This is a genomic window from Acinetobacter sp. YH01005 (genome assembly GCF_013420465.1).
Taxonomy (GTDB): Bacteria; Pseudomonadota; Gammaproteobacteria; order Pseudomonadales; family Moraxellaceae; genus Acinetobacter; species Acinetobacter amyesii.
In genome coordinates, this window is record NZ_VOYA01000003.1 from 106,943 (window position 1) to 123,465 (window position 16,523).

Consider the following 16,523-nt stretch of genomic DNA (forward strand, 5'->3'; position numbering starts at 1 on the left):
TCTTTTTTCAATTTAACTGATTAGTGATATAAACCAACATGAATATGTCGACCGCTAACACAGCACGCTTACTCATTACCTGTGAAGATAAACCAGGGATTGTGCAAGCTGTATCGAGCTTTTTGTATCATCAGGGAGCAAATATTACCGCACTTGATCAATACGCGACTGAAGCTCAAGGGGGGCGATACTTCATGCGTGTTGAGTTCGAATTGGACAATTTACAAAGCCGTAAAGAAAGTCTAACTCAAACATTTGCGAGCAATGTTGCTGAGCGTTACAACATGCACTGGCGTTTAGCTTTAGTCAGTGATGTGAAGAAAGTCGGTATCTTGGTGTCTAAAGTTGACCATGCATTGCTTGAACTGTTGTGGCGTCATGCACGTGGTGGTTTGCCATGTGAAATCACCAAAGTCGTGTCTAACCACGATGCTTTACGTGAATCTGTAGAAAATTTCGGTATTCCGTTTGAAGTTGTTCCTGTGAATAAAGAAAACAAACGTGAAGCTTATGAGCAAATTGATCAGTTGATGCAAGGCAATGATTTACTCGTTCTTGCTCGTTATATGCAAATTTTAGACGAAGAATTTGTTCAAAAATGGGAAATGAAAGTGATCAACATTCACCATTCATTCCTCCCAGCCTTTGTTGGTGCGAACCCATATAAGCAAGCGCATGAAAAAGGCGTGAAACTGATTGGTGCAACAGCGCACTATGTGACTGCTGATCTTGACCAAGGTCCGATTATTGAGCAAGACGTAGAGCGTGTCAGTCACGACTTTACCGTTGAACAATTGCGTGAGTTAGGTCAGGACGTAGAGCGTAATGTACTCGCACGTGCAGTCAAATGGCATCTTGAAGATCGTATTATTGTCGATGGTAATAAAACTGTTGTATTTCAATAAAACGAGATGAATTTTTGAATAAAAGGGCATACTTTAGGTATGCCTTTTTTATATTATGATTAAAAAAAGTCATTAAATCTGACGAATTAATAGTTGCAAATGAAAACACTTCTCATTTATTATTGCCGTACTTTAATTGTGCTAACCGATGAGCATGATTGTATTTTTGACAAAATAAATGCAATCGCTTCTTCAAGGTAACTGAGTTTAATGAGTCAATCTCCCGCTCCAATGATGCAATCACCTAACCCGATGAAAAAGAAAATCATTACTGCGCTTCTCGCTGTTGTGGTAGGGCATATGGGGGTATTGTGGGCGGTCAGCAATATGAAAGCACCAGAACTTAAACCGATCGAAAAAGATCCGATTAAAGTTCGCTTTGTGAAGATTGTTGAAGAGAAAAAACCAGAACCTCCGAAGCCAAAATCAGAACCGAAGAAAGAGCCACCAAAGCCAAAAGAAGTCAAAATTGTAGATAAGCCTTTACCACCTCCACCGAAGAAAGTGGAAAAAGTGGAACAGGTGAAAAAGAAAGATGCGCCGAAACCAACTGTTGAAGCGGTCAAAAACGTACCACCAACACCTGTTGTTTCAACTGTGGTTTCTGAAACGAAAGTCGTTCGTGTTGAACCAACACCTCCGGCACCTGTTGCACCACCACCTGCGCCTCCAGCACCACCTGCGCCACCGACACCTAAAACTGTGAGCATTGGTAATGGTGTCAGTTGGATTAAGAAACCGAATGTTCAATTTGAAAATGGTGAATTAAAAGCGTCGTGTACAGTTGAAGTTGCGATTGCTGCAAGTGCTGAAGGTAAAGTCGAATCAGCAACGATTAAAAACTCGACTTGTGGCGCTGCTGTAAACCGTAAAGTGACTGATGCAGTGAAGCGTGCACGTTTATCCAAATATATTGATAATGGTGTGGCAACTCCGACGCGAGTTGATCAACCATTCAACTTTAAACTTAATTAAGATTCCGGCTAACCCATTAGGAGTTCGAATATGAACTTTTCAGTTTATTGGCAACATGCAGATGCAGTCAGCAAAACACTGTATTTCGTGTTACTTGCAATGTCGATTGCGACTTGGACGATCTTCGTTCTTCGTATTATGGGCACACGTCAGCTCAAGCAAGTGGCATATAACCACCTTGCAGATGCACTAAGCAAACTGAAAGCGAAATTTGCTCCTTTAGCTTTTGAACAACGTAAGGCTGTGGCTGAACAAGCATTACTACGTCAAATTTCGGTAGAAAAAGCTAATGCTGAAAAAGGCGTATCTGTATTGGGTACGATTGCTTCAATTGCACCGTTCGTAGGTTTGTTCGGTACAGTATGGGGTATTTTTCATGCCCTTGTAGCAGTAGGAAAAAGCGGTCAAGCAGGTCTTGCACAAGTAGCAACACCAGTTGGTGAAGCCTTAATCATGACCGGTCTTGGTTTGGCTGTGGCGATTCCTGCGGTTTTGGCTTATAACATCTGTGTTCGTTTTAACCGTACACTGTCGAATGAATTGCAAGATCAAGCACATGGTTTATTGATTGACACGATGTTGCAACAAGATTCTGCTGCGAAGAAAGAAGACGTGAAAACTGCACAGCAAAGTTTAGCTGGAGGTCAAGCTTAATGGCTTTTCAATTGGGTGAAGACAACGATGCTGGCATGAATGAGATGAACCTCATTCCGCTCATCGATATTATGTTGGTATTGATGATCATCTTCTTGGTGACTGCGACTGTTGCCAACCCATCAATTCCATTAACCTTGCCACAAACGACTGCAGAAGTGATTGATCTGCCGCCTGAAAGCGTAACCATCAGCATTAACTCAGCGGGTGATATCGCTTGGAATGGTGATATTGTCACGCTCGAAGATTTAGAAAGTCGTCTAAATACAGCTGGTCAGCAAGAACGTAAGCCTGCATTGGTATTAAAAGCTGATAAAGAATCACGTTATGACACAGTTGCACAAGTGATGTCGCGTGCGAGTGGAGCCGGACTCAGCGATATCGCCTTTGCCAGTGATAACTAAGCACTGAGCAAAGATAACTAAAAAAAAGCGACTGAAATGTCGCTTTTTTTATGTCTCTATTTTGAAAATAGATGCTGTTTAATTAGATCACTCAGATTTGAGTAGGTCTTGAAATTTGCTACGTAATTTCATGAGTTTAGGTGGTATTGAAAAATTACAGTAGCCTTGGTTTGGGTTACGCGCAAAGAAGTTCTGATGATATTCTTCGGCAGGGTAGAAGGTCGGCATTGGACTCAGTTCAGTCACGATATTGATGCCTTCAGCTTTTAATTCTTCAATACGTTGTTCAGCGATTTGCTTTTGTGATTCGTCTTGATAGAAAATCACTGAGCGATACTGGGTACCGACATCATTGCCTTGACGGTTCAGCGTAGTGGGATCGTGGGTTGCGAAAAATACATCCAGCAATTGGCTAAAACTGATTTGGCTGTCATCAAAATTGATCTGAATGACTTCTGCATGTTGGGTATTTCCCTCACAGATTTGCTCATAGCTTGGATGCTGAGTAATTCCCCCTGCATAACCACTGACAACTGTTTGCACGCCCTGAAGTTGTAGAAAAACTGCTTCTACACACCAAAAGCATCCACCACCAAATACCGCTTGTTGCATAGTGAAATCCTATCTTGTTCCCTGATGTTTAATATGGGGTTATAGCTAAAAACTGCAATGTACGTCTGTATATTAATCACAAGTTTATGTGCATTAAATGTCTCTGGCATGACTGAACAGTGAATAAAAAAGTCTGCCGAAGCAGACTTTTAAAATGATTTAACGCGGTTGAACGGCGCTTTCATATTGAATTAATAAATTGCCATGACGGTCTAGTAATTTCAAAGTTTTTCCAAAAACTTGATAATGCGTTACCTTTTCGAGTGCTGCATGGTACAGTCGGTCTAGCCCATTGTTATTGAGACAAGCCATCTGTGTCGCTGCAATCGGGCCAAACGTTATGGTGTCTTTGCCAGCATTATAGCCGCCCATTATACGATTACAGCCGTCTGCACCTGAGACACGTTTTGAAGCCGCATCGAATTGAATGCTTGGAATATTATGCGCATTGGGTGCTGTTTTGATTGGGGTGTTGCCAATCTGAGTGGCAATCCAAGTACGGTTTTGTAATAGGTTTAAATTTTCAGTTATGGTGTTGTCTTGTGCAGGCATGCTTTCACAGCCTGTCACCACTAAAGTTGAAACCAAAGTTGCAGCAACAAATATTTGTTTTAGCATCGGAATTTCCCCGTGGAAGCATTTCAATTATCTAAGCAAATATCGCACAGATAAGCTAGCCATATTTGTATCAATATTTAAGAATTACAATTGATTGGCGCTTGGATTAGACTGTGAATGCGGCAAACCTTGTCGGATTAACTTCGAATATTGTTCACTGCTCAGTTGCTTAATTTGAGAGACGCGGGGGTTAACATGGGCTTTTTGATACCATGTTTTCATATCCCAATTTTGGTCTATGGCATGGAGGTCGTGCAAATAATTCGGCAAATAACCGGATGCAAATAAGCGGTAATCAGTTGGAAGTTGATGTTTGGAAACCGCTTGAATCATGTCAAACACCAGTGTTGTACAATTACTAGTGAGTGTGTTGTACCATTTGGGTTGAGTCTGCAGTTCATCGGCTTTATGTAGATATTCAATAAACAGCGCCTGCATTTCAGATTTTGGCATGTTTACGGGGAAGAAATAGACCTGTTCTCCGCGTGTATTGCTGCGGGTATAGATAATATCTTTTTCATCTGATGCAATGAGGCTTAGTTCATATTTACGGAAAAAACCACCAATCGCAGAGAATTCTTCGTTTTTCTCTTTGCGAATTTCAATCGAAAATGTCAGCGGTGGTCGGTCAGCAAAATCAAAACTGACCAAGGTATGGGCGATTTGCGGCCCCATCCAATACGAGGTAATGATGTTGACGCCATTGATTTGACTCAGGTCATATTGGCGGGTTTCCCAACGCGGGGTATAGCTGCCATCGGCATGCCAGTCGAAATTACGCACATTGTGTAAGGTGACGAGATTACCTTGCTTTTCATAATGCAGAATTTCTGCTACTTCAGGATTCCATTCACGATCTTGACGCGCTTCCATGCCAAAATACCAAAATAGACCGCAAATAAAGCCCACTATATAAATCAAGACATCTTTACGACGGCTAAAAAAGTGTTGGGTAATATAGATGCCTAAAATGCTCAGGGCAAAAGCAATCCAGATTCCAATGATAATGCGACTGCCTAACCAGCCTGCCGGTTGCTGTATCCACAGGGCAGCACAAAGCCAAATCGAAGAACAGAGGACAAACACACTAAATAGAGCATGAAGAATACTTCGCCCTATTTTTTTGAACATTGCTTGTTGGTCACTCTGTTGCATATTTTTCTTTTAGCTTAAGATTTTTCTTTATTTTCGGTAAGTTGCGAACTCAAAAGCAATCCCAGTTTTGTCGTCGATATGTTGTTCTGACGCCACTTTTTGAAAGTCCGCAGGAATTTCAGGATAATGCGCATCACCTTGAACATCCAGTTCAACATGCGTGAGTTCTAAACGGTCTGCGATGCCGATGGTTTGCTTAAAAATTTCACCACCACCAATAATAAACAAACTCGTTGGTTTTTCTGAACTTGCGACATCAGCAACAGCTTGCGTTAACGCCTCGTCGATACTATATGCGACTTTGGTGCCTTCAAATGACCAATTGCTATCTCGTGTAATGACCCAATTGACACGCTTCGGAAGGGTACGTCCCATAGACTCTAAGGTTTTGCGTCCCATAACCACTACACCACCTTGGGTGATGGCTTTAAAGTGCTGTAAATCGGCAGAAATATGCCACGGCAAATCATTACCTTTACCAATGCAGCGCTGCTGATCCATAGCGACAACGTGCACGATTTCTAAATTTTGAAATGCCATAGTTTGAACTCAAATAGCCGAATTATTTGTCGTCTATTAGAATGCAAAATCCCGCTTGAGGTAAAGCGGGATTTTGCTTTTCACTTGGGATTTCTGAAATTAAACCGCAACAGGGGCTTTAATTGCAGGATGTGATTCATAACCTACAATTTCAATATCTTCAAATTTAAAATCGAAAAGATCGGTGATTTCAGGATTGAGTTTTAATTGGCACAGACCCATTGGTTCACGTGTCAGTTGCAACTGCGCTTGTTCGAAATGGTTGGCATACAAATGTGTATCCCCACCGGTCCAAACGAAGTCGCCCACACCAAGACCACAAACTTGTGCAATCATGTGTGTTAACAGGGCATAGCTGGCAATGTTAAACGGCACACCTAGGAAAACGTCAGCACTACGTTGATATAATTGGCAAGATAATTTTCCGTTTTGGACAAAAAATTGGAACAAGGTATGGCATGGTGGCAATGCAACATTACCTGCTTCATTTGGGTTCCAACCAGACACGATTAGACGACGAGAGTTAGGATTGGTTTTGATTTCATTGACCAACCATTTAATTTGGTCAAAACCATCTTGTTCATATAGGCCATCGGCTTTTTTGGTTGCACCGAAATTACGCCATTGATGACCGTAAACAGGACCTAATTCGCCAGCAGGACGACCAAAACGCGCAGTTTGTTCTGCTGTAGACCATTCATCCCAAATGGAAACTTTATTGTCTTGCAAATATTGAACATTGGTATCGCCTTTAAGGAACCACAACAGTTCAATCACGATAGAGCGGAAATGAACTTTTTTGGTGGTGAGTAAAGGGAAACCTTGAGAAAGATCGAAGCGCATTTGATGACCAAATACAGAACGTGTTCCCGTACCCGTACGGTCGCCCTTGTCGCCGCCGTTGTCGAGAATGTGTTGTAAAAGGTCTAAATACTGGCGCATGTCTCTCTCATAATTTGCTAAATTTCTTGTGGCACATATTAGCTTGTTTTGCGTGTGGAAGGAACTGTGATGGGCGCTTGAATATAGTCAGGTTTAAAAAATCCAAAACATACGGTGTTTATTGGGTGATGACCAAATTTTGCAGGCAACAAGCGCTGAGTTGCCTGAGCTGAAGACGTCTATTTATAACAACTACATCAAGTGTTAACGAGACAATATGTCTGTTAAATCAAGCATGAGCTTAGAAAACGAAGCTCTATTTTTTACATATTGAGAGATGCTTCTTTCGCAGTGTTGAAAAAAATACAGATAAGTTTGATTAAAAAATAAACGTGATTTTTCTCATTATGAAGAGGTGATATTGAACAACTATTTTTGATTAAGAGTTTGATATAAAAAATAAATCTATTTGAATTAAAAATAGACGGTCGTATTTAAATGTAAGATTTGTTTTAAGAAATCTTACATTTTTTACATGAAAAAACATGATTTACGCGGTACTATCACCCTCGTTAAAATTTTTGAATGCCTAAATATAGGCGGGAGTGTGGGTTAAAGAATGGCTTATGATCACAATGTAAACTTGAGTGAAGTGCATGCTCCAGTTCAGGCAAATATCATAATTCGTTCTCAGGCGAGTAAAAATACGGGCAAGTCCAATACCACTCAAAAAGCAGCGACTAAAAATGTGGTATCCCGCAATGGTCAGCGTATCGATATCGATCGTTTGACTGGATTTTTACAAGGCATTACCCGCCAAAGAAGTACTCAGAAATGTGCCCGCAGTGTTCGTTTAGCACTTGAGTCCGCAGGGGCACGTTTTAACGGTCACCCCGTTGCCGCAGCAGACTGGGGCAGCACATTACAAAAAATTGGTTATCAAAAAATTAATTTAGCGTTTGATCGACCAAAGAAAGGCGATATTTATATTATCGACCGCAATCAAAGTAGCCGTTATGGTCATATCGCAGCATATTCAGGTAAGGACTGGGTATCTGATTATCGTCAAGCGGGTTATGCGGTCTATCGAACTCCAAATGTGAAATACAGCTATTACCGCTTAGCAGATTAAAGCCCATGGCTGCAAAAAAGGTTAGTCTTCAAACCTTTTTGCACGCTGACTGTAGATCGAGACGATAAATAATCCAATTGCAGCAAAGCCCACACATTGCAGCGCTAAAATCCAGCGTTGCTCATTGGGTAGAAAATAAATTAAGCACACTAAACATAAAATTGGCAAACTAGCCAAACCGCATTTTAATGACGGAGACAGTGTTTTTAGTTTGTCTTGTCTGAGCTTATAAAGCAGATCAATCATCATACCAATGGCTAAACTGAAGCCCGCAAAGCGGAGATCTAGTTGTTTTTGTTCAGCGCATAGAAAAATAAGCACACAGGTACTGATACAAATGATGAGCTTGATTTGTCGGTTACAGCGCTCAGAATACCAAAACGTCAGCATTTAAACTTTACCTTCGGGCGAAGTTTTCTCGTTTTTATTCAGCAGTGAAATCGGGGAAAGCAGGCAGATCGCCAAAGCCATAAAGCCAATGCCTTGAGCACCCGGAATCAGAATTTCACCCTTATTCATGTTGATAAAAACCAATGCTAACAGCAGTGCAATCGGAATCCACGTCAATAAACGATAGAGTAAACCAGTTGGGTTTTTTGCTGCAAAATGAATCTTGCAATAACGACAAATCAGGAAAATGACGCCTGTACCCATGAACATTAGAATGGCTTGAAGTGTTAGGGGTTCCATCCAATACAGAACACCGGTCAGTACGGCCATCGCAATAAAAAACAAGATTTTTTTAAGTACAGAAACGCTGGGGTTAAACCAAAATTCAAGCATGGATCGATAGTTTAAAAATAAGCTGAATAAACTTTAGCACAGATCAGTTGTCTAATTCAGTCACTTCATGTGGAGTAAATGCGTATGAAGGAATAAATTTCAGCGCATAAAAAAGCGAGGCTTAGACCTCGCTTGCTTAAAGACAATTATAAAATATTAATGATTTTTTTGTGGACCCCAGTCATAGATTTTTTTCTGGTAGGCATACCACATCATCCATAGGCCAATCAGAATCATCGGAACTGTCAGGAACTGACCTTTACTCATCCATCCGATGAACAGTTGACCATTGTCCGGCTCACGGAAGAATTCAACGGTGAAGCGTGCGATACCATATCCGATAAGGAACAAGGCTGAAACGGCATAACGTGGACGAGGTTTTGAACTAAACCACCACAGCACGATAAACAGAATTAAACCTTCACAGAGTGCTTGATAAAGCTGCGACGGATGGCGCACCAACTGAAGTGGATCGGTTGGGAAGATCATACCGAAAGCAAAATTTGGGTCAGTCACTGCACGACCATATAGTTCGCCACCAATAAAGTTGCCAATACGACCAAACATTAAGCCTGTCGGAACGCAGGGTGCAATAAAGTCGAGGGTCTGGAACCAAGTCATTTTATATTTCTTGCACCACAGTAACATGGCAATCATGACACCAAGGAAACCGCCATGGAAGCTCATGCCGCCTGTCCAAACTTGGAATAGCCACAATGGGTTGGCAAGGAACTGATCGAAACCATAAAAGAAGACATAGCCAAAGCGTCCACCAATCACGACACCTAATGCACCGTAGAAAATCAGGTCAGAGACCATTTCTGCGTTCCAGCCGTCACGTTGTTTTGCGCGGTAGCTTGCCAAGCCCCATGCAAATAAAAAGGCCAATAAATACATCAGACCATACCAGTGAACTTGTAGTGGCCCCAGTGATATCGCCACAGGGTCGATATTTGGATATGTCAGCATTGCTGTTCCTTGTCATTATGTTTTGCACAGATTTTAGCTGAATGCGCTGAAAAATGTTGTACATTCAATGTGTAAAGATATTGAGAGTTGAATATGTGCATTGTGGCTTTTGCTTGGCAGGTCTTGGATGACATGCCACTCTGCCTGATTTCGAATCGTGATGAGTTTTATCATCGACCGACGGCAGGCCTAAAGCAATGGGTAGATAGTCCGATTATTGCAGGGCAGGACTTACAGTCTGGTGGAACATGGATGGGGATAACCGCTCAAGGGCGTTGGGCGATTGTGACCAATTTTCGTGATGGTCGTGATCAGACCACATATCCCACTTCACGTGGCGCTTTGATTCAGCAATTTTTAGAATCTGAGCAAACGCCCATTCGGTTTGCGCAAGCACTGGAACAAATCCAATGTAATTATGCTGGCTTTAATTTATTCGTTGGCGATGCCACTCAAGCCGTTTATATGAGTAATCGCGGTGAAGCACCACAAGTCTTAGCCAAAGGGGTGTATGTCACATCCAATGGTTTAATGACTGAACATTGGGAAAAGACCCGACATTTACGCAAACGTTTCACTCAAGAATTTTTGCCGATGCTACAAAGCCAGCAACCACAGGCGGATATAGACGCTGCTGCGTGGGATATTTTGGAAGATGAACGTAAAATCATTCCATCATTGTTACCCAATACTGGGATTCAGGCGGAAATGGAACATTTGCTGTCTTCAACCTTTATTCAAAGTCCGGTGTATGGCACCCGCTGTTCAAATTTATTGTGTATGCGGGATTCACAGTGGCATTGGCAGGAAAAACAGCAGCAGGGTGAGCAACAAGGACAGATCACCCAGATACAAGTGCATTTAAAGGTATAAAAAAAGCCGACGATTCGTCGGCTTATTTTTTAAAGGTGTTTTATGCGGTTTTTTGTGTTGGCTGAGCTTGTTCTACCGCTTCGCCAGCAATCACACCACCATCTTTACGGGTGATGACAACGGTTGCAGAACGTGGACGTGAGGTGGCTGCTGCATTGGTTTGTGATGCAGGCCAGTGGCTGGTCGGTTCAGCATAGGATGCTGAATCTTCACCGGGATGTTGCACATTGATAAAAATCGCTTTGTAGTCAGGTGTCATGGTCACACCTGTGATTTCACACTCTTTTGGTCCAGTCAGGAAGCGACGTAAGTTTTCGTCATTCAGTTTTGCCCCCACAATGGTTTCTTGACCCGATGAGGTCGTGGCTTTCGTACCGTCACCGACTTGACCCGGAAGCGCAGCAAGCATCATACAGTTGGTGGTATCGGTATAAGCACCGTCATCGGTTTGAATCCATAACACACCACGTGGGTCGAACCACATCCCATCGGGTGATGACAAGTCATTGTTGTCATTTAAACCAGATAAATTAATGTTGCTCGCCATTTTTGCTTCAGCACCAAACAGGTAGATATCCCAAGTAAAGCTGAGTGCTGTGGTTGTATCACCATCTTCACGGAAACGGATAATATGACCGTTGACGTTGCCTTTACCACCTTCAGGGTCGGTGTAGTTACGTGGGTTGGCAGCATCTAGTGCATGCGTCGTACCACGGTTCGAGTTATTGGTGAGGGTCACATAGACTTCACCATTGTCTGGATGCACAGCGACCCATTCAGGACGGTCCATTTTGGTAGCACCGACAGCATCTGCGGCAAGACGTGCGAAGGTTAGCACATCTGCTTGTGAGCTAAACGGATAAACGCTGTTACTTTGGTTTAAACCATTGACGTTATAGCTCAATTCAATCCATTGACCTTTGCCGTCATTGTTAAATTTGGCAACGTATAACTTACCGTTGTTCATGTATTTGTCACCTGCAGCATAGCCACCGTTGACATCTTTTTTATTCCATTTTTGGTCGGATACAAATTTATAGATGTATTCACCGCGTGAGTCATCACCCATGTAAAATGCAAGATTGTCATCTTCACGTAAGCGACTTGCACGGCAGTCTTCATGTGCAAAGCGACCCAGTGCTGTACGTTTTACGGGGTTTTCACGACGGTCAAATGGGTCGATTTCGACAATCCAACCAAAGGTGTTTGGACCATTACGATAATCTTCTGCTGCCTGAGTACCGGTAACATTCGCTGACCAACGGTCATATAAATCTTGTGACTCATTACTTCCAATCGCCGTTTCCCAACCATAGCGTGAGTTTGCACCCGCTTTTAGGCCATAACGGTTGAGTGCCACAATTTCAGCAGGACTACGTTTGGCATCATCTTCTTTCGCACGAGCGAAGTAACCAATGAAGTTTTCTTCTGTCGTCAGGTAAGTGCCCCAAGGGGTATAACCATTACCACAGTTGTTGTGTGTACCACGGGTTTGTTGACTATTGGCTGAAAACTTCGTGCTGACTAAGCTTGAGCCTGCAACAGGACCTTTAAAGTCCATTACGGTCGATGCTGTGATACGACGGTTAAATGGAGAGTTTTGTACTAGTTTGACGGCTTGAGTCTTGCTGTCTTTTTCAATTTGAATAACAGAAACACCGTGTGCATTGACTTCACGAATGACTTCATCTTCAGGGCGACGGCCTTCCACTTTGGTTGGGCCTTGTGGGTGTAAGAAGGTTGGATTGATGTATTCATGGTTCATCACCAACAAACCTTGGTCTGACTGCTTGGCATCATAGCGTCCAGAGGTGGTATTTAAACCAAAGAAGCTCATACCGTCATGGCAGTCACCAGAGCGGAATTGGAAGCTCGGGCCAGAAGGAACATTGTTATCATCCCATGCTGGGTATGCAGGGTTAATCGAGTCACCCATCGCATATAGCACATGCGCTTGATAGCCTTCAGGAACAGTCACAATATCGTCTAAATTCTTTTTCACTGGTGTGAAATTGAACTTGGTCGGTTTTTGATTTGGATCAGTGACAGGTGGTTTGGTATTGCTATTTGAATCTGAGTCATTGTCATCATTACACCCCGTTAATGAAGATGCCAATGCAAGTGCGACTGCACCACTCGCAGTCTTGGTAATCAAGCTACGACGGCTGATGCGCTGTTCTAAAATGTCACGAAAATGAAGGTTATCCGAAGTGTTGTTATCAAGTTCTTGATCTTCGTTATATGGCATGTTTGTCATGAATTTAAATCCTGGCAAAGGTGTGCTGGGTAAAAGTTGATCACATAAAACTATCGATAAAATATGACAATGCTTTGAAGCTAATGTTGCAAACTGATGAAATAGGCGTTTAGATTTCGCTGCATGAAAATTGCAAAACATTAAATGGGCGCATAAAAAAAGAGGCTGAGATAGCCTCTTAGGTGTAAAACTCACCAAAATTGTCGAAAAATAAGTTTGTTTAAGGTGCAGATGCACGTCGTTTTTCAATCAGCTTGCCAAAGAATAAACCCAGCTCAAACAGCATCCACATGGGAATGGCCAACATGATCATCGAAAGCGCATCGGGTGGCGTGGCAAACATGGCGACAAAAAAACAGCCGACGATAATAAAACGACGCTTCTCCACCAAGGTTTGAGTAGACACCACCCCGATCAAAATCAAAATTAGCGTGATGATGGGAATTTCAAAGGTCAGCCCAAACACCAAAAAAAGCTTTAAGCAGAAACTTAAATAACTATTGATGTCCGTCATTGGGGCGACTGTTTCAGGGGAAACACTCATAAAAAAATGTAGGATGGAGGGCAGGGCAACCCAATAGGCAAATGCAATTCCGGCATAGAAGAGGACGATACTGCCGAATAATAAGGGCATCGCCAAATGCCGCTCTTTTTCATACAGTGCAGGTTTGATGAAGGCCCAAAGTTGATAAATCACGAAGGGCATCGCGAGCATTAGCGCGACAAAGAAATTCAGCTTAAACGGCGCCATAAAGGTGGCGGTTACATCCGTTGCAATCATGGATGAGGTCATTGGCAGTTGAGCACGCAGTGGCTCTGACATCAATTGATAGCTTTGATTGGCAAAGGGCAATAAACAAAAGAACAGAATCAAAATGAGTCCTGTAATTTTGATCAAATGCCGACGCAAAATCACCAAATGTTTGGTGATTGGCATTTCTTCCAAATCAGGCACAGTGTTCTGTGAATTATTCAGTGAAAGATCTGTCATACGGCCACCTGATATTCTGCTAATGCATCGGTCGAACTTAATGTAGGAGCTTGGTCTGTTTTAATCTCGTGCTTTTTTTTCATTTGGGGTGTAGCCACGGCAAAGATCGTGCTCTGACCACGTTCGATGTACTGATAACGTGGGGATAAATTTTTATTGTCAGGTAGGACGGCTTCTTGTTGTTTTTGCGCAGTCTGTTCTATGGGGTGTTGCGTTTGTTGCAATTCATTCATCTGCGCCTGCATACGCGCTTCGAGCTGTTGAATACGTTGCATTTCTTTTTGCATTTCTTCACGAAGTTCGGACATGCGAAGTTCACGGTCAATATCTGTTTGCACGTTACTGATCAGTCGTTTAACTTTCCCGTACCATTTACCTGCAAAGCGGATACCTTCAGGCAGTTTTTCTGGGCCGAGTACGATCAGCGCAATAATGCTGAACACCAGTAATTCGCTAATACCAATATTAAGCATTATGACAACCCCTTAGCTTTGAACTGAGGAATTGGTTTTATTTTGAGCTTCATGCTCTAGCGTGCGAGGCTCATTAAGCTGCGTATTTGCTGCGTCTTCATCACGCATCGATTTTTTGAAATCTTTGACCGCGCCGCCGACATCTTTACCCAAGTTTTTTAGCTTAGAGGTACCAAAGAGTAAAATCACCACAATTGCAAAAATCAGTACATGCCAAATCGATAGTCCAGCCATCTTGTTATCCTCTTGTTGGTTTGCACAACATTTCAGCAGTTGTAGATGACAGTGAAGTGACCAAGATGTTGCAGTTTAAAGACAGCCGCGAAGCTTATGTTCAGTGTTACTATGCATGGATTGAGCAGTGAGGGTGGTGTAGTGGCGTTTCTTCTTCCGATATTGGGTTTTTTAAGTGGCCTCGGATTGGCATCATTATCAGGAACCGCATCGCTCAAATCGATTTTTTCTAGCTTACTTGCACGCTGTTTTATTCCAGCCGTAATCATCTACAACATGGTGTTCTATCAAGCAGGCAGTTTAGCGCTGATGCTCTTTAGCTTTAGTGTTGCCGTGCTGATGTTTTATTTATTTCGCTGGCTGTTAAAAGATAGTTTACGTGCCTTGTGTGTCAGTTATTTGAACTTGGCTTGGCTGGGTTTTCCTTTTGCATTAGCATTGTTCGGCCCTGAAATTAGTGCAGCGATGGTGGCTTTGTATGTCGGTGGTTCTATCTTTGGCAATATGTGGGCTGTTACAGCCGTCAGTTCAGCCCAACTACCATGGTCGAGCGTGATTCAAAAAGTGGCGATGTCACCGCCTGTATTTGCCTTGATGATTGCAGGTGTCTGTCGAATAGTTGGATTACAACATTTAGAAGAACATCAGATCTTAGATTGGCTGTATCAGGCTGCAAAAATTGGAATGAGTTTCACAGGAATGTGTGTCTTAGGCATGTGGCTGCGTCAAACCAAGGTACAATGGCGTGATCTGATTAACAGTAGTCGTATTTATGCGATGAAACTCACCGTTGGCGCGGTGATCTGTAGTTTGAGTTATGCCTTTCTTCCAATTCCCCAGATCGAGAAATATATTGGGGTGATGTTTATGCTCTTTTGCTTACCCCCTGCAGCGAATATTGTGGCTTTAGAAACGCATTATCAAGGAACAGGCACTTCGGCGCGTTATATTGCTTCAGGCACGATTATGAGCTGCATCGTCGTCAGTTTTTATGGGTTAATTTTGCATCTTTTTTCGCTTTAAGATGAAAAGTGAATTATAAATGCCCGTAAAGGGCGACTACTTGAGCTGTTTGCGAATCTGCCAATCACGCACGAGGGCATATATCATCGCGATACCTATCAGGCCTGGAAATCCAATTTGACCTTGCGACAGATTAAGCATGATCGACAGTACGATCAACACTGCCAAAATAGCGTAAGTGGTACGAAAGCCTGAGGTGAGCGGGTAGGTCAGTTGCGCCTGGCAATGAGGGCAGCTTAGTTTTTGAAAACCAAGAAAAGAGCGTGTCGGGATTTCAGTTGAAGTGTGATGGCAAGCGTTGCATATGATCTGTATCGGTTGAAGTTCCATAATTATTCTATTTTTATTCAGGGATTGGAGTTAATCTTTGGCATTAAGATTAACTCCAATGCAAATTATTTCAAACTTGCTTTAAATAATTTCATCGCCTGACCACGATGGCTGATTTTATTTTTTTCTTCTTTTGATAATTCAGCGCTAGAAACGTTTAGTTCAGGCAGCCAAAACAGTGGGTCATAGCCAAAGCCATTTTCACCACGTGCTGCTTCCATCACTTCACCGCGCCAAACCCCTTGGAAAATTTGTGGGAGTGGGTCTTCTGCATGTTGGACCAAAGCCAAGACACATACAAACATACCTTCGATTGCTTCACCCTCTTTACGGAGCGGTTTGAGGTCAGCAAGCAACTTGGCATTGTTAGCGGCATCATTGCCATGTTCACCTGCATAGCGCGCAGAGTAAATCCCTGGTGCGCCACCGAGTACAGGAACGCAAATGCCAGAATCATCTGCAATGGCTGGCTTGCCTGAAATTTTCGATGCGTGACGCGCTTTGATAATGGCATTTTCAACAAAGCTTAGACCGTCTTCGATGGCATCTTCAATGTTTAATTGACCTTGAGGAATCACTTCAACAGGCAAATTCAGTTCCGCAAACATTTTTTCAAATTCTGCAATTTTGCCTTTGTTATTACTTGCAAGCACCAAAGTGCCTTGAGATAACCAATCAGTTGAAGCCATGTGAATATTCACCATAAAACAAGA

General features: G+C 42.6%; 21 protein-coding genes. 7 read left to right on the forward strand and 14 right to left on the reverse strand.

Going from position 1 to position 16,523, the window contains the following annotated elements:
• Positions 1-38 precede the first annotated feature (38 nt).
• The 4 genes from purU (at position 39) to FTT72_RS02100 (ending at position 2,938) form a co-directional block, all read left to right on the forward strand.
• Positions 39-905, forward strand: coding sequence for a formyltetrahydrofolate deformylase (gene purU / locus FTT72_RS02085; RefSeq protein ID WP_078192727.1), 867 nt, complete (start codon positions 39-41; stop codon positions 903-905).
• Positions 906-1,115: 210 nt separating this feature from the next.
• On the forward strand, positions 1,116-1,880 hold the full coding sequence (locus FTT72_RS02090; RefSeq protein ID WP_180177779.1) for a TonB family protein: 765 nt from the start codon (positions 1,116-1,118) through the stop codon (positions 1,878-1,880).
• Between the two features lie 30 nt (positions 1,881-1,910).
• Positions 1,911-2,534, forward strand: a complete 624-nt coding sequence (locus tag FTT72_RS02095; protein WP_168377886.1) for a MotA/TolQ/ExbB proton channel family protein — start codon at positions 1,911-1,913, stop codon at positions 2,532-2,534.
• Complete coding sequence (locus FTT72_RS02100) at positions 2,534-2,938, forward strand: biopolymer transporter ExbD (protein ID WP_078189686.1); 405 nt, start codon at positions 2,534-2,536, stop codon at positions 2,936-2,938. The genes FTT72_RS02095 and FTT72_RS02100 overlap by 1 nt, the downstream gene beginning before the upstream one ends.
• A gap of 87 nt (positions 2,939-3,025) precedes the next feature.
• On the opposite strand, the gene msrA is transcribed toward FTT72_RS02100, so the two are convergent.
• The 5 genes from msrA to thyA form a co-directional block, all read right to left on the reverse strand.
• On the reverse strand, positions 3,026-3,550 hold the full coding sequence (msrA, locus tag FTT72_RS02105; protein WP_180010195.1) for a peptide-methionine (S)-S-oxide reductase MsrA: 525 nt from the start codon (positions 3,548-3,550) through the stop codon (positions 3,026-3,028).
• A 159-nt stretch (positions 3,551-3,709) separates the two neighbouring features.
• Positions 3,710-4,168, reverse strand: a complete 459-nt coding sequence (locus FTT72_RS02110; RefSeq protein WP_180065323.1) for an META domain-containing protein — start codon at positions 4,166-4,168, stop codon at positions 3,710-3,712.
• A gap of 84 nt (positions 4,169-4,252) precedes the next feature.
• Complete coding sequence (locus FTT72_RS02115) at positions 4,253-5,323, reverse strand: DUF4105 domain-containing protein (RefSeq protein ID WP_180177780.1); 1,071 nt, start codon at positions 5,321-5,323, stop codon at positions 4,253-4,255.
• A gap of 27 nt (positions 5,324-5,350) precedes the next feature.
• Complete coding sequence (locus tag FTT72_RS02120; RefSeq protein ID WP_168377882.1) at positions 5,351-5,863, reverse strand: dihydrofolate reductase; 513 nt, start codon at positions 5,861-5,863, stop codon at positions 5,351-5,353.
• A gap of 99 nt (positions 5,864-5,962) precedes the next feature.
• Entirely contained in the window at positions 5,963-6,805 is an 843-nt protein-coding gene (gene thyA, locus FTT72_RS02125) for a thymidylate synthase (RefSeq protein ID WP_078189681.1), read from the reverse strand.
• A 559-nt stretch (positions 6,806-7,364) separates the two neighbouring features.
• Here thyA and FTT72_RS02130 point away from each other — a divergent pair.
• Positions 7,365-7,877 (forward strand): peptidoglycan amidohydrolase family protein, encoded by a 513-nt coding sequence (locus FTT72_RS02130; RefSeq protein WP_168377881.1) that lies wholly within the window; start codon positions 7,365-7,367, stop codon positions 7,875-7,877.
• Between the two features lie 21 nt (positions 7,878-7,898).
• Here FTT72_RS02130 and FTT72_RS02135 read toward each other — a convergent pair whose 3' ends face one another.
• From FTT72_RS02135 to lgt, 3 genes are all read right to left on the reverse strand, one after another.
• Entirely contained in the window at positions 7,899-8,267 is a 369-nt protein-coding gene (locus FTT72_RS02135; RefSeq protein ID WP_180177781.1) for a hypothetical protein, read from the reverse strand.
• Positions 8,268-8,660: a hypothetical protein gene (locus tag FTT72_RS02140; RefSeq protein WP_180007175.1), complete on the reverse strand. Its 393-nt coding sequence runs from the start codon at positions 8,658-8,660 to the stop codon at positions 8,268-8,270.
• A 156-nt stretch (positions 8,661-8,816) separates the two neighbouring features.
• Positions 8,817-9,629: a prolipoprotein diacylglyceryl transferase gene (gene lgt, locus FTT72_RS02145; protein WP_180007176.1), complete on the reverse strand. Its 813-nt coding sequence runs from the start codon at positions 9,627-9,629 to the stop codon at positions 8,817-8,819.
• Between the two features lie 93 nt (positions 9,630-9,722).
• On the opposite strand from lgt, the gene FTT72_RS02150 reads away from it, so the two are divergent.
• On the forward strand, positions 9,723-10,502 hold the full coding sequence (locus tag FTT72_RS02150; RefSeq protein WP_218946139.1) for an NRDE family protein: 780 nt from the start codon (positions 9,723-9,725) through the stop codon (positions 10,500-10,502).
• Positions 10,503-10,542: 40 nt separating this feature from the next.
• Here FTT72_RS02150 and FTT72_RS02155 read toward each other — a convergent pair whose 3' ends face one another.
• From FTT72_RS02155 to tatA, 4 genes are all read right to left on the reverse strand, one after another.
• Positions 10,543-12,759, reverse strand: coding sequence for a PhoX family phosphatase (locus FTT72_RS02155; protein ID WP_180010200.1), 2,217 nt, complete (start codon positions 12,757-12,759; stop codon positions 10,543-10,545).
• A gap of 220 nt (positions 12,760-12,979) precedes the next feature.
• Complete coding sequence (tatC, locus tag FTT72_RS02160; protein ID WP_180113544.1) at positions 12,980-13,750, reverse strand: twin-arginine translocase subunit TatC; 771 nt, start codon at positions 13,748-13,750, stop codon at positions 12,980-12,982.
• A complete protein-coding gene (gene tatB / locus FTT72_RS02165) occupies positions 13,747-14,223 on the reverse strand; it encodes a Sec-independent protein translocase protein TatB (RefSeq protein ID WP_078189674.1) in 477 nt (158 codons plus the stop codon). Before tatB ends, tatC begins: the two co-directional genes overlap by 4 nt.
• 12 nt (positions 14,224-14,235) lie before the next feature.
• The gene (tatA, locus tag FTT72_RS02170; RefSeq protein WP_078189673.1) at positions 14,236-14,457 is read right to left on the reverse strand and encodes a Sec-independent protein translocase subunit TatA; all 222 of its coding nucleotides are present in this window, start codon (positions 14,455-14,457) and stop codon (positions 14,236-14,238) included.
• Between the two features lie 141 nt (positions 14,458-14,598).
• Between tatA and FTT72_RS02175 the strand changes: the two genes are divergently transcribed.
• The gene (locus FTT72_RS02175; protein WP_180109056.1) at positions 14,599-15,480 is read left to right on the forward strand and encodes a permease; all 882 of its coding nucleotides are present in this window, start codon (positions 14,599-14,601) and stop codon (positions 15,478-15,480) included.
• Positions 15,481-15,516: 36 nt separating this feature from the next.
• Here the strand turns inward: FTT72_RS02175 and FTT72_RS02180 are convergent, their stop codons facing one another.
• Together FTT72_RS02180 and rdgB are read right to left on the reverse strand one after the other, a co-directional pair.
• Positions 15,517-15,810: a hypothetical protein gene (locus FTT72_RS02180; RefSeq protein ID WP_180177782.1), complete on the reverse strand. Its 294-nt coding sequence runs from the start codon at positions 15,808-15,810 to the stop codon at positions 15,517-15,519.
• Positions 15,811-15,875: 65 nt separating this feature from the next.
• Positions 15,876-16,499 carry an RdgB/HAM1 family non-canonical purine NTP pyrophosphatase gene (gene rdgB / locus FTT72_RS02185; protein ID WP_180055642.1) on the reverse strand — a complete coding sequence of 208 codons (624 nt, stop codon included), beginning with the start codon at positions 16,497-16,499 and terminating at the stop codon, positions 15,876-15,878.
• Between the last annotated feature and the right edge of the window lie 24 nt (positions 16,500-16,523).

Coding starts and splice junctions, on each gene's coding strand:
- rdgB (WP_180055642.1), bottom strand. CDS start 16,499: ATGGCTTCAACTGATTGGTTATCTCAAGGCACTTTGGTGCTTGCAAGT.
- FTT72_RS02155 (WP_180010200.1), bottom strand. CDS start 12,759: ATGACAAACATGCCATATAACGAAGATCAAGAACTTGATAACAACACT.
- FTT72_RS02120 (WP_168377882.1), bottom strand. CDS start 5,863: ATGGCATTTCAAAATTTAGAAATCGTGCACGTTGTCGCTATGGATCAG.
- tatC (WP_180113544.1), bottom strand. CDS start 13,750: ATGACAGATCTTTCACTGAATAATTCACAGAACACTGTGCCTGATTTG.
- FTT72_RS02180 (WP_180177782.1), bottom strand. CDS start 15,810: ATGGAACTTCAACCGATACAGATCATATGCAACGCTTGCCATCACACT.
- FTT72_RS02140 (WP_180007175.1), bottom strand. CDS start 8,660: ATGCTTGAATTTTGGTTTAACCCCAGCGTTTCTGTACTTAAAAAAATC.
- FTT72_RS02095 (WP_168377886.1), top strand. CDS start 1,911: ATGAACTTTTCAGTTTATTGGCAACATGCAGATGCAGTCAGCAAAACA.
- purU (WP_078192727.1), top strand. CDS start 39: ATGAATATGTCGACCGCTAACACAGCACGCTTACTCATTACCTGTGAA.
- lgt (WP_180007176.1), bottom strand. CDS start 9,629: ATGCTGACATATCCAAATATCGACCCTGTGGCGATATCACTGGGGCCA.
- FTT72_RS02150 (WP_218946139.1), top strand. CDS start 9,723: ATGTGCATTGTGGCTTTTGCTTGGCAGGTCTTGGATGACATGCCACTC.
- msrA (WP_180010195.1), bottom strand. CDS start 3,550: ATGCAACAAGCGGTATTTGGTGGTGGATGCTTTTGGTGTGTAGAAGCA.
- FTT72_RS02100 (WP_078189686.1), top strand. CDS start 2,534: ATGGCTTTTCAATTGGGTGAAGACAACGATGCTGGCATGAATGAGATG.
- FTT72_RS02115 (WP_180177780.1), bottom strand. CDS start 5,323: ATGCAACAGAGTGACCAACAAGCAATGTTCAAAAAAATAGGGCGAAGT.
- thyA (WP_078189681.1), bottom strand. CDS start 6,805: ATGCGCCAGTATTTAGACCTTTTACAACACATTCTCGACAACGGCGGC.
- tatB (WP_078189674.1), bottom strand. CDS start 14,223: ATGCTTAATATTGGTATTAGCGAATTACTGGTGTTCAGCATTATTGCG.
- FTT72_RS02135 (WP_180177781.1), bottom strand. CDS start 8,267: ATGCTGACGTTTTGGTATTCTGAGCGCTGTAACCGACAAATCAAGCTC.
- FTT72_RS02090 (WP_180177779.1), top strand. CDS start 1,116: ATGAGTCAATCTCCCGCTCCAATGATGCAATCACCTAACCCGATGAAA.
- tatA (WP_078189673.1), bottom strand. CDS start 14,457: ATGGCTGGACTATCGATTTGGCATGTACTGATTTTTGCAATTGTGGTG.
- FTT72_RS02130 (WP_168377881.1), top strand. CDS start 7,365: ATGGCTTATGATCACAATGTAAACTTGAGTGAAGTGCATGCTCCAGTT.
- FTT72_RS02110 (WP_180065323.1), bottom strand. CDS start 4,168: ATGCTAAAACAAATATTTGTTGCTGCAACTTTGGTTTCAACTTTAGTG.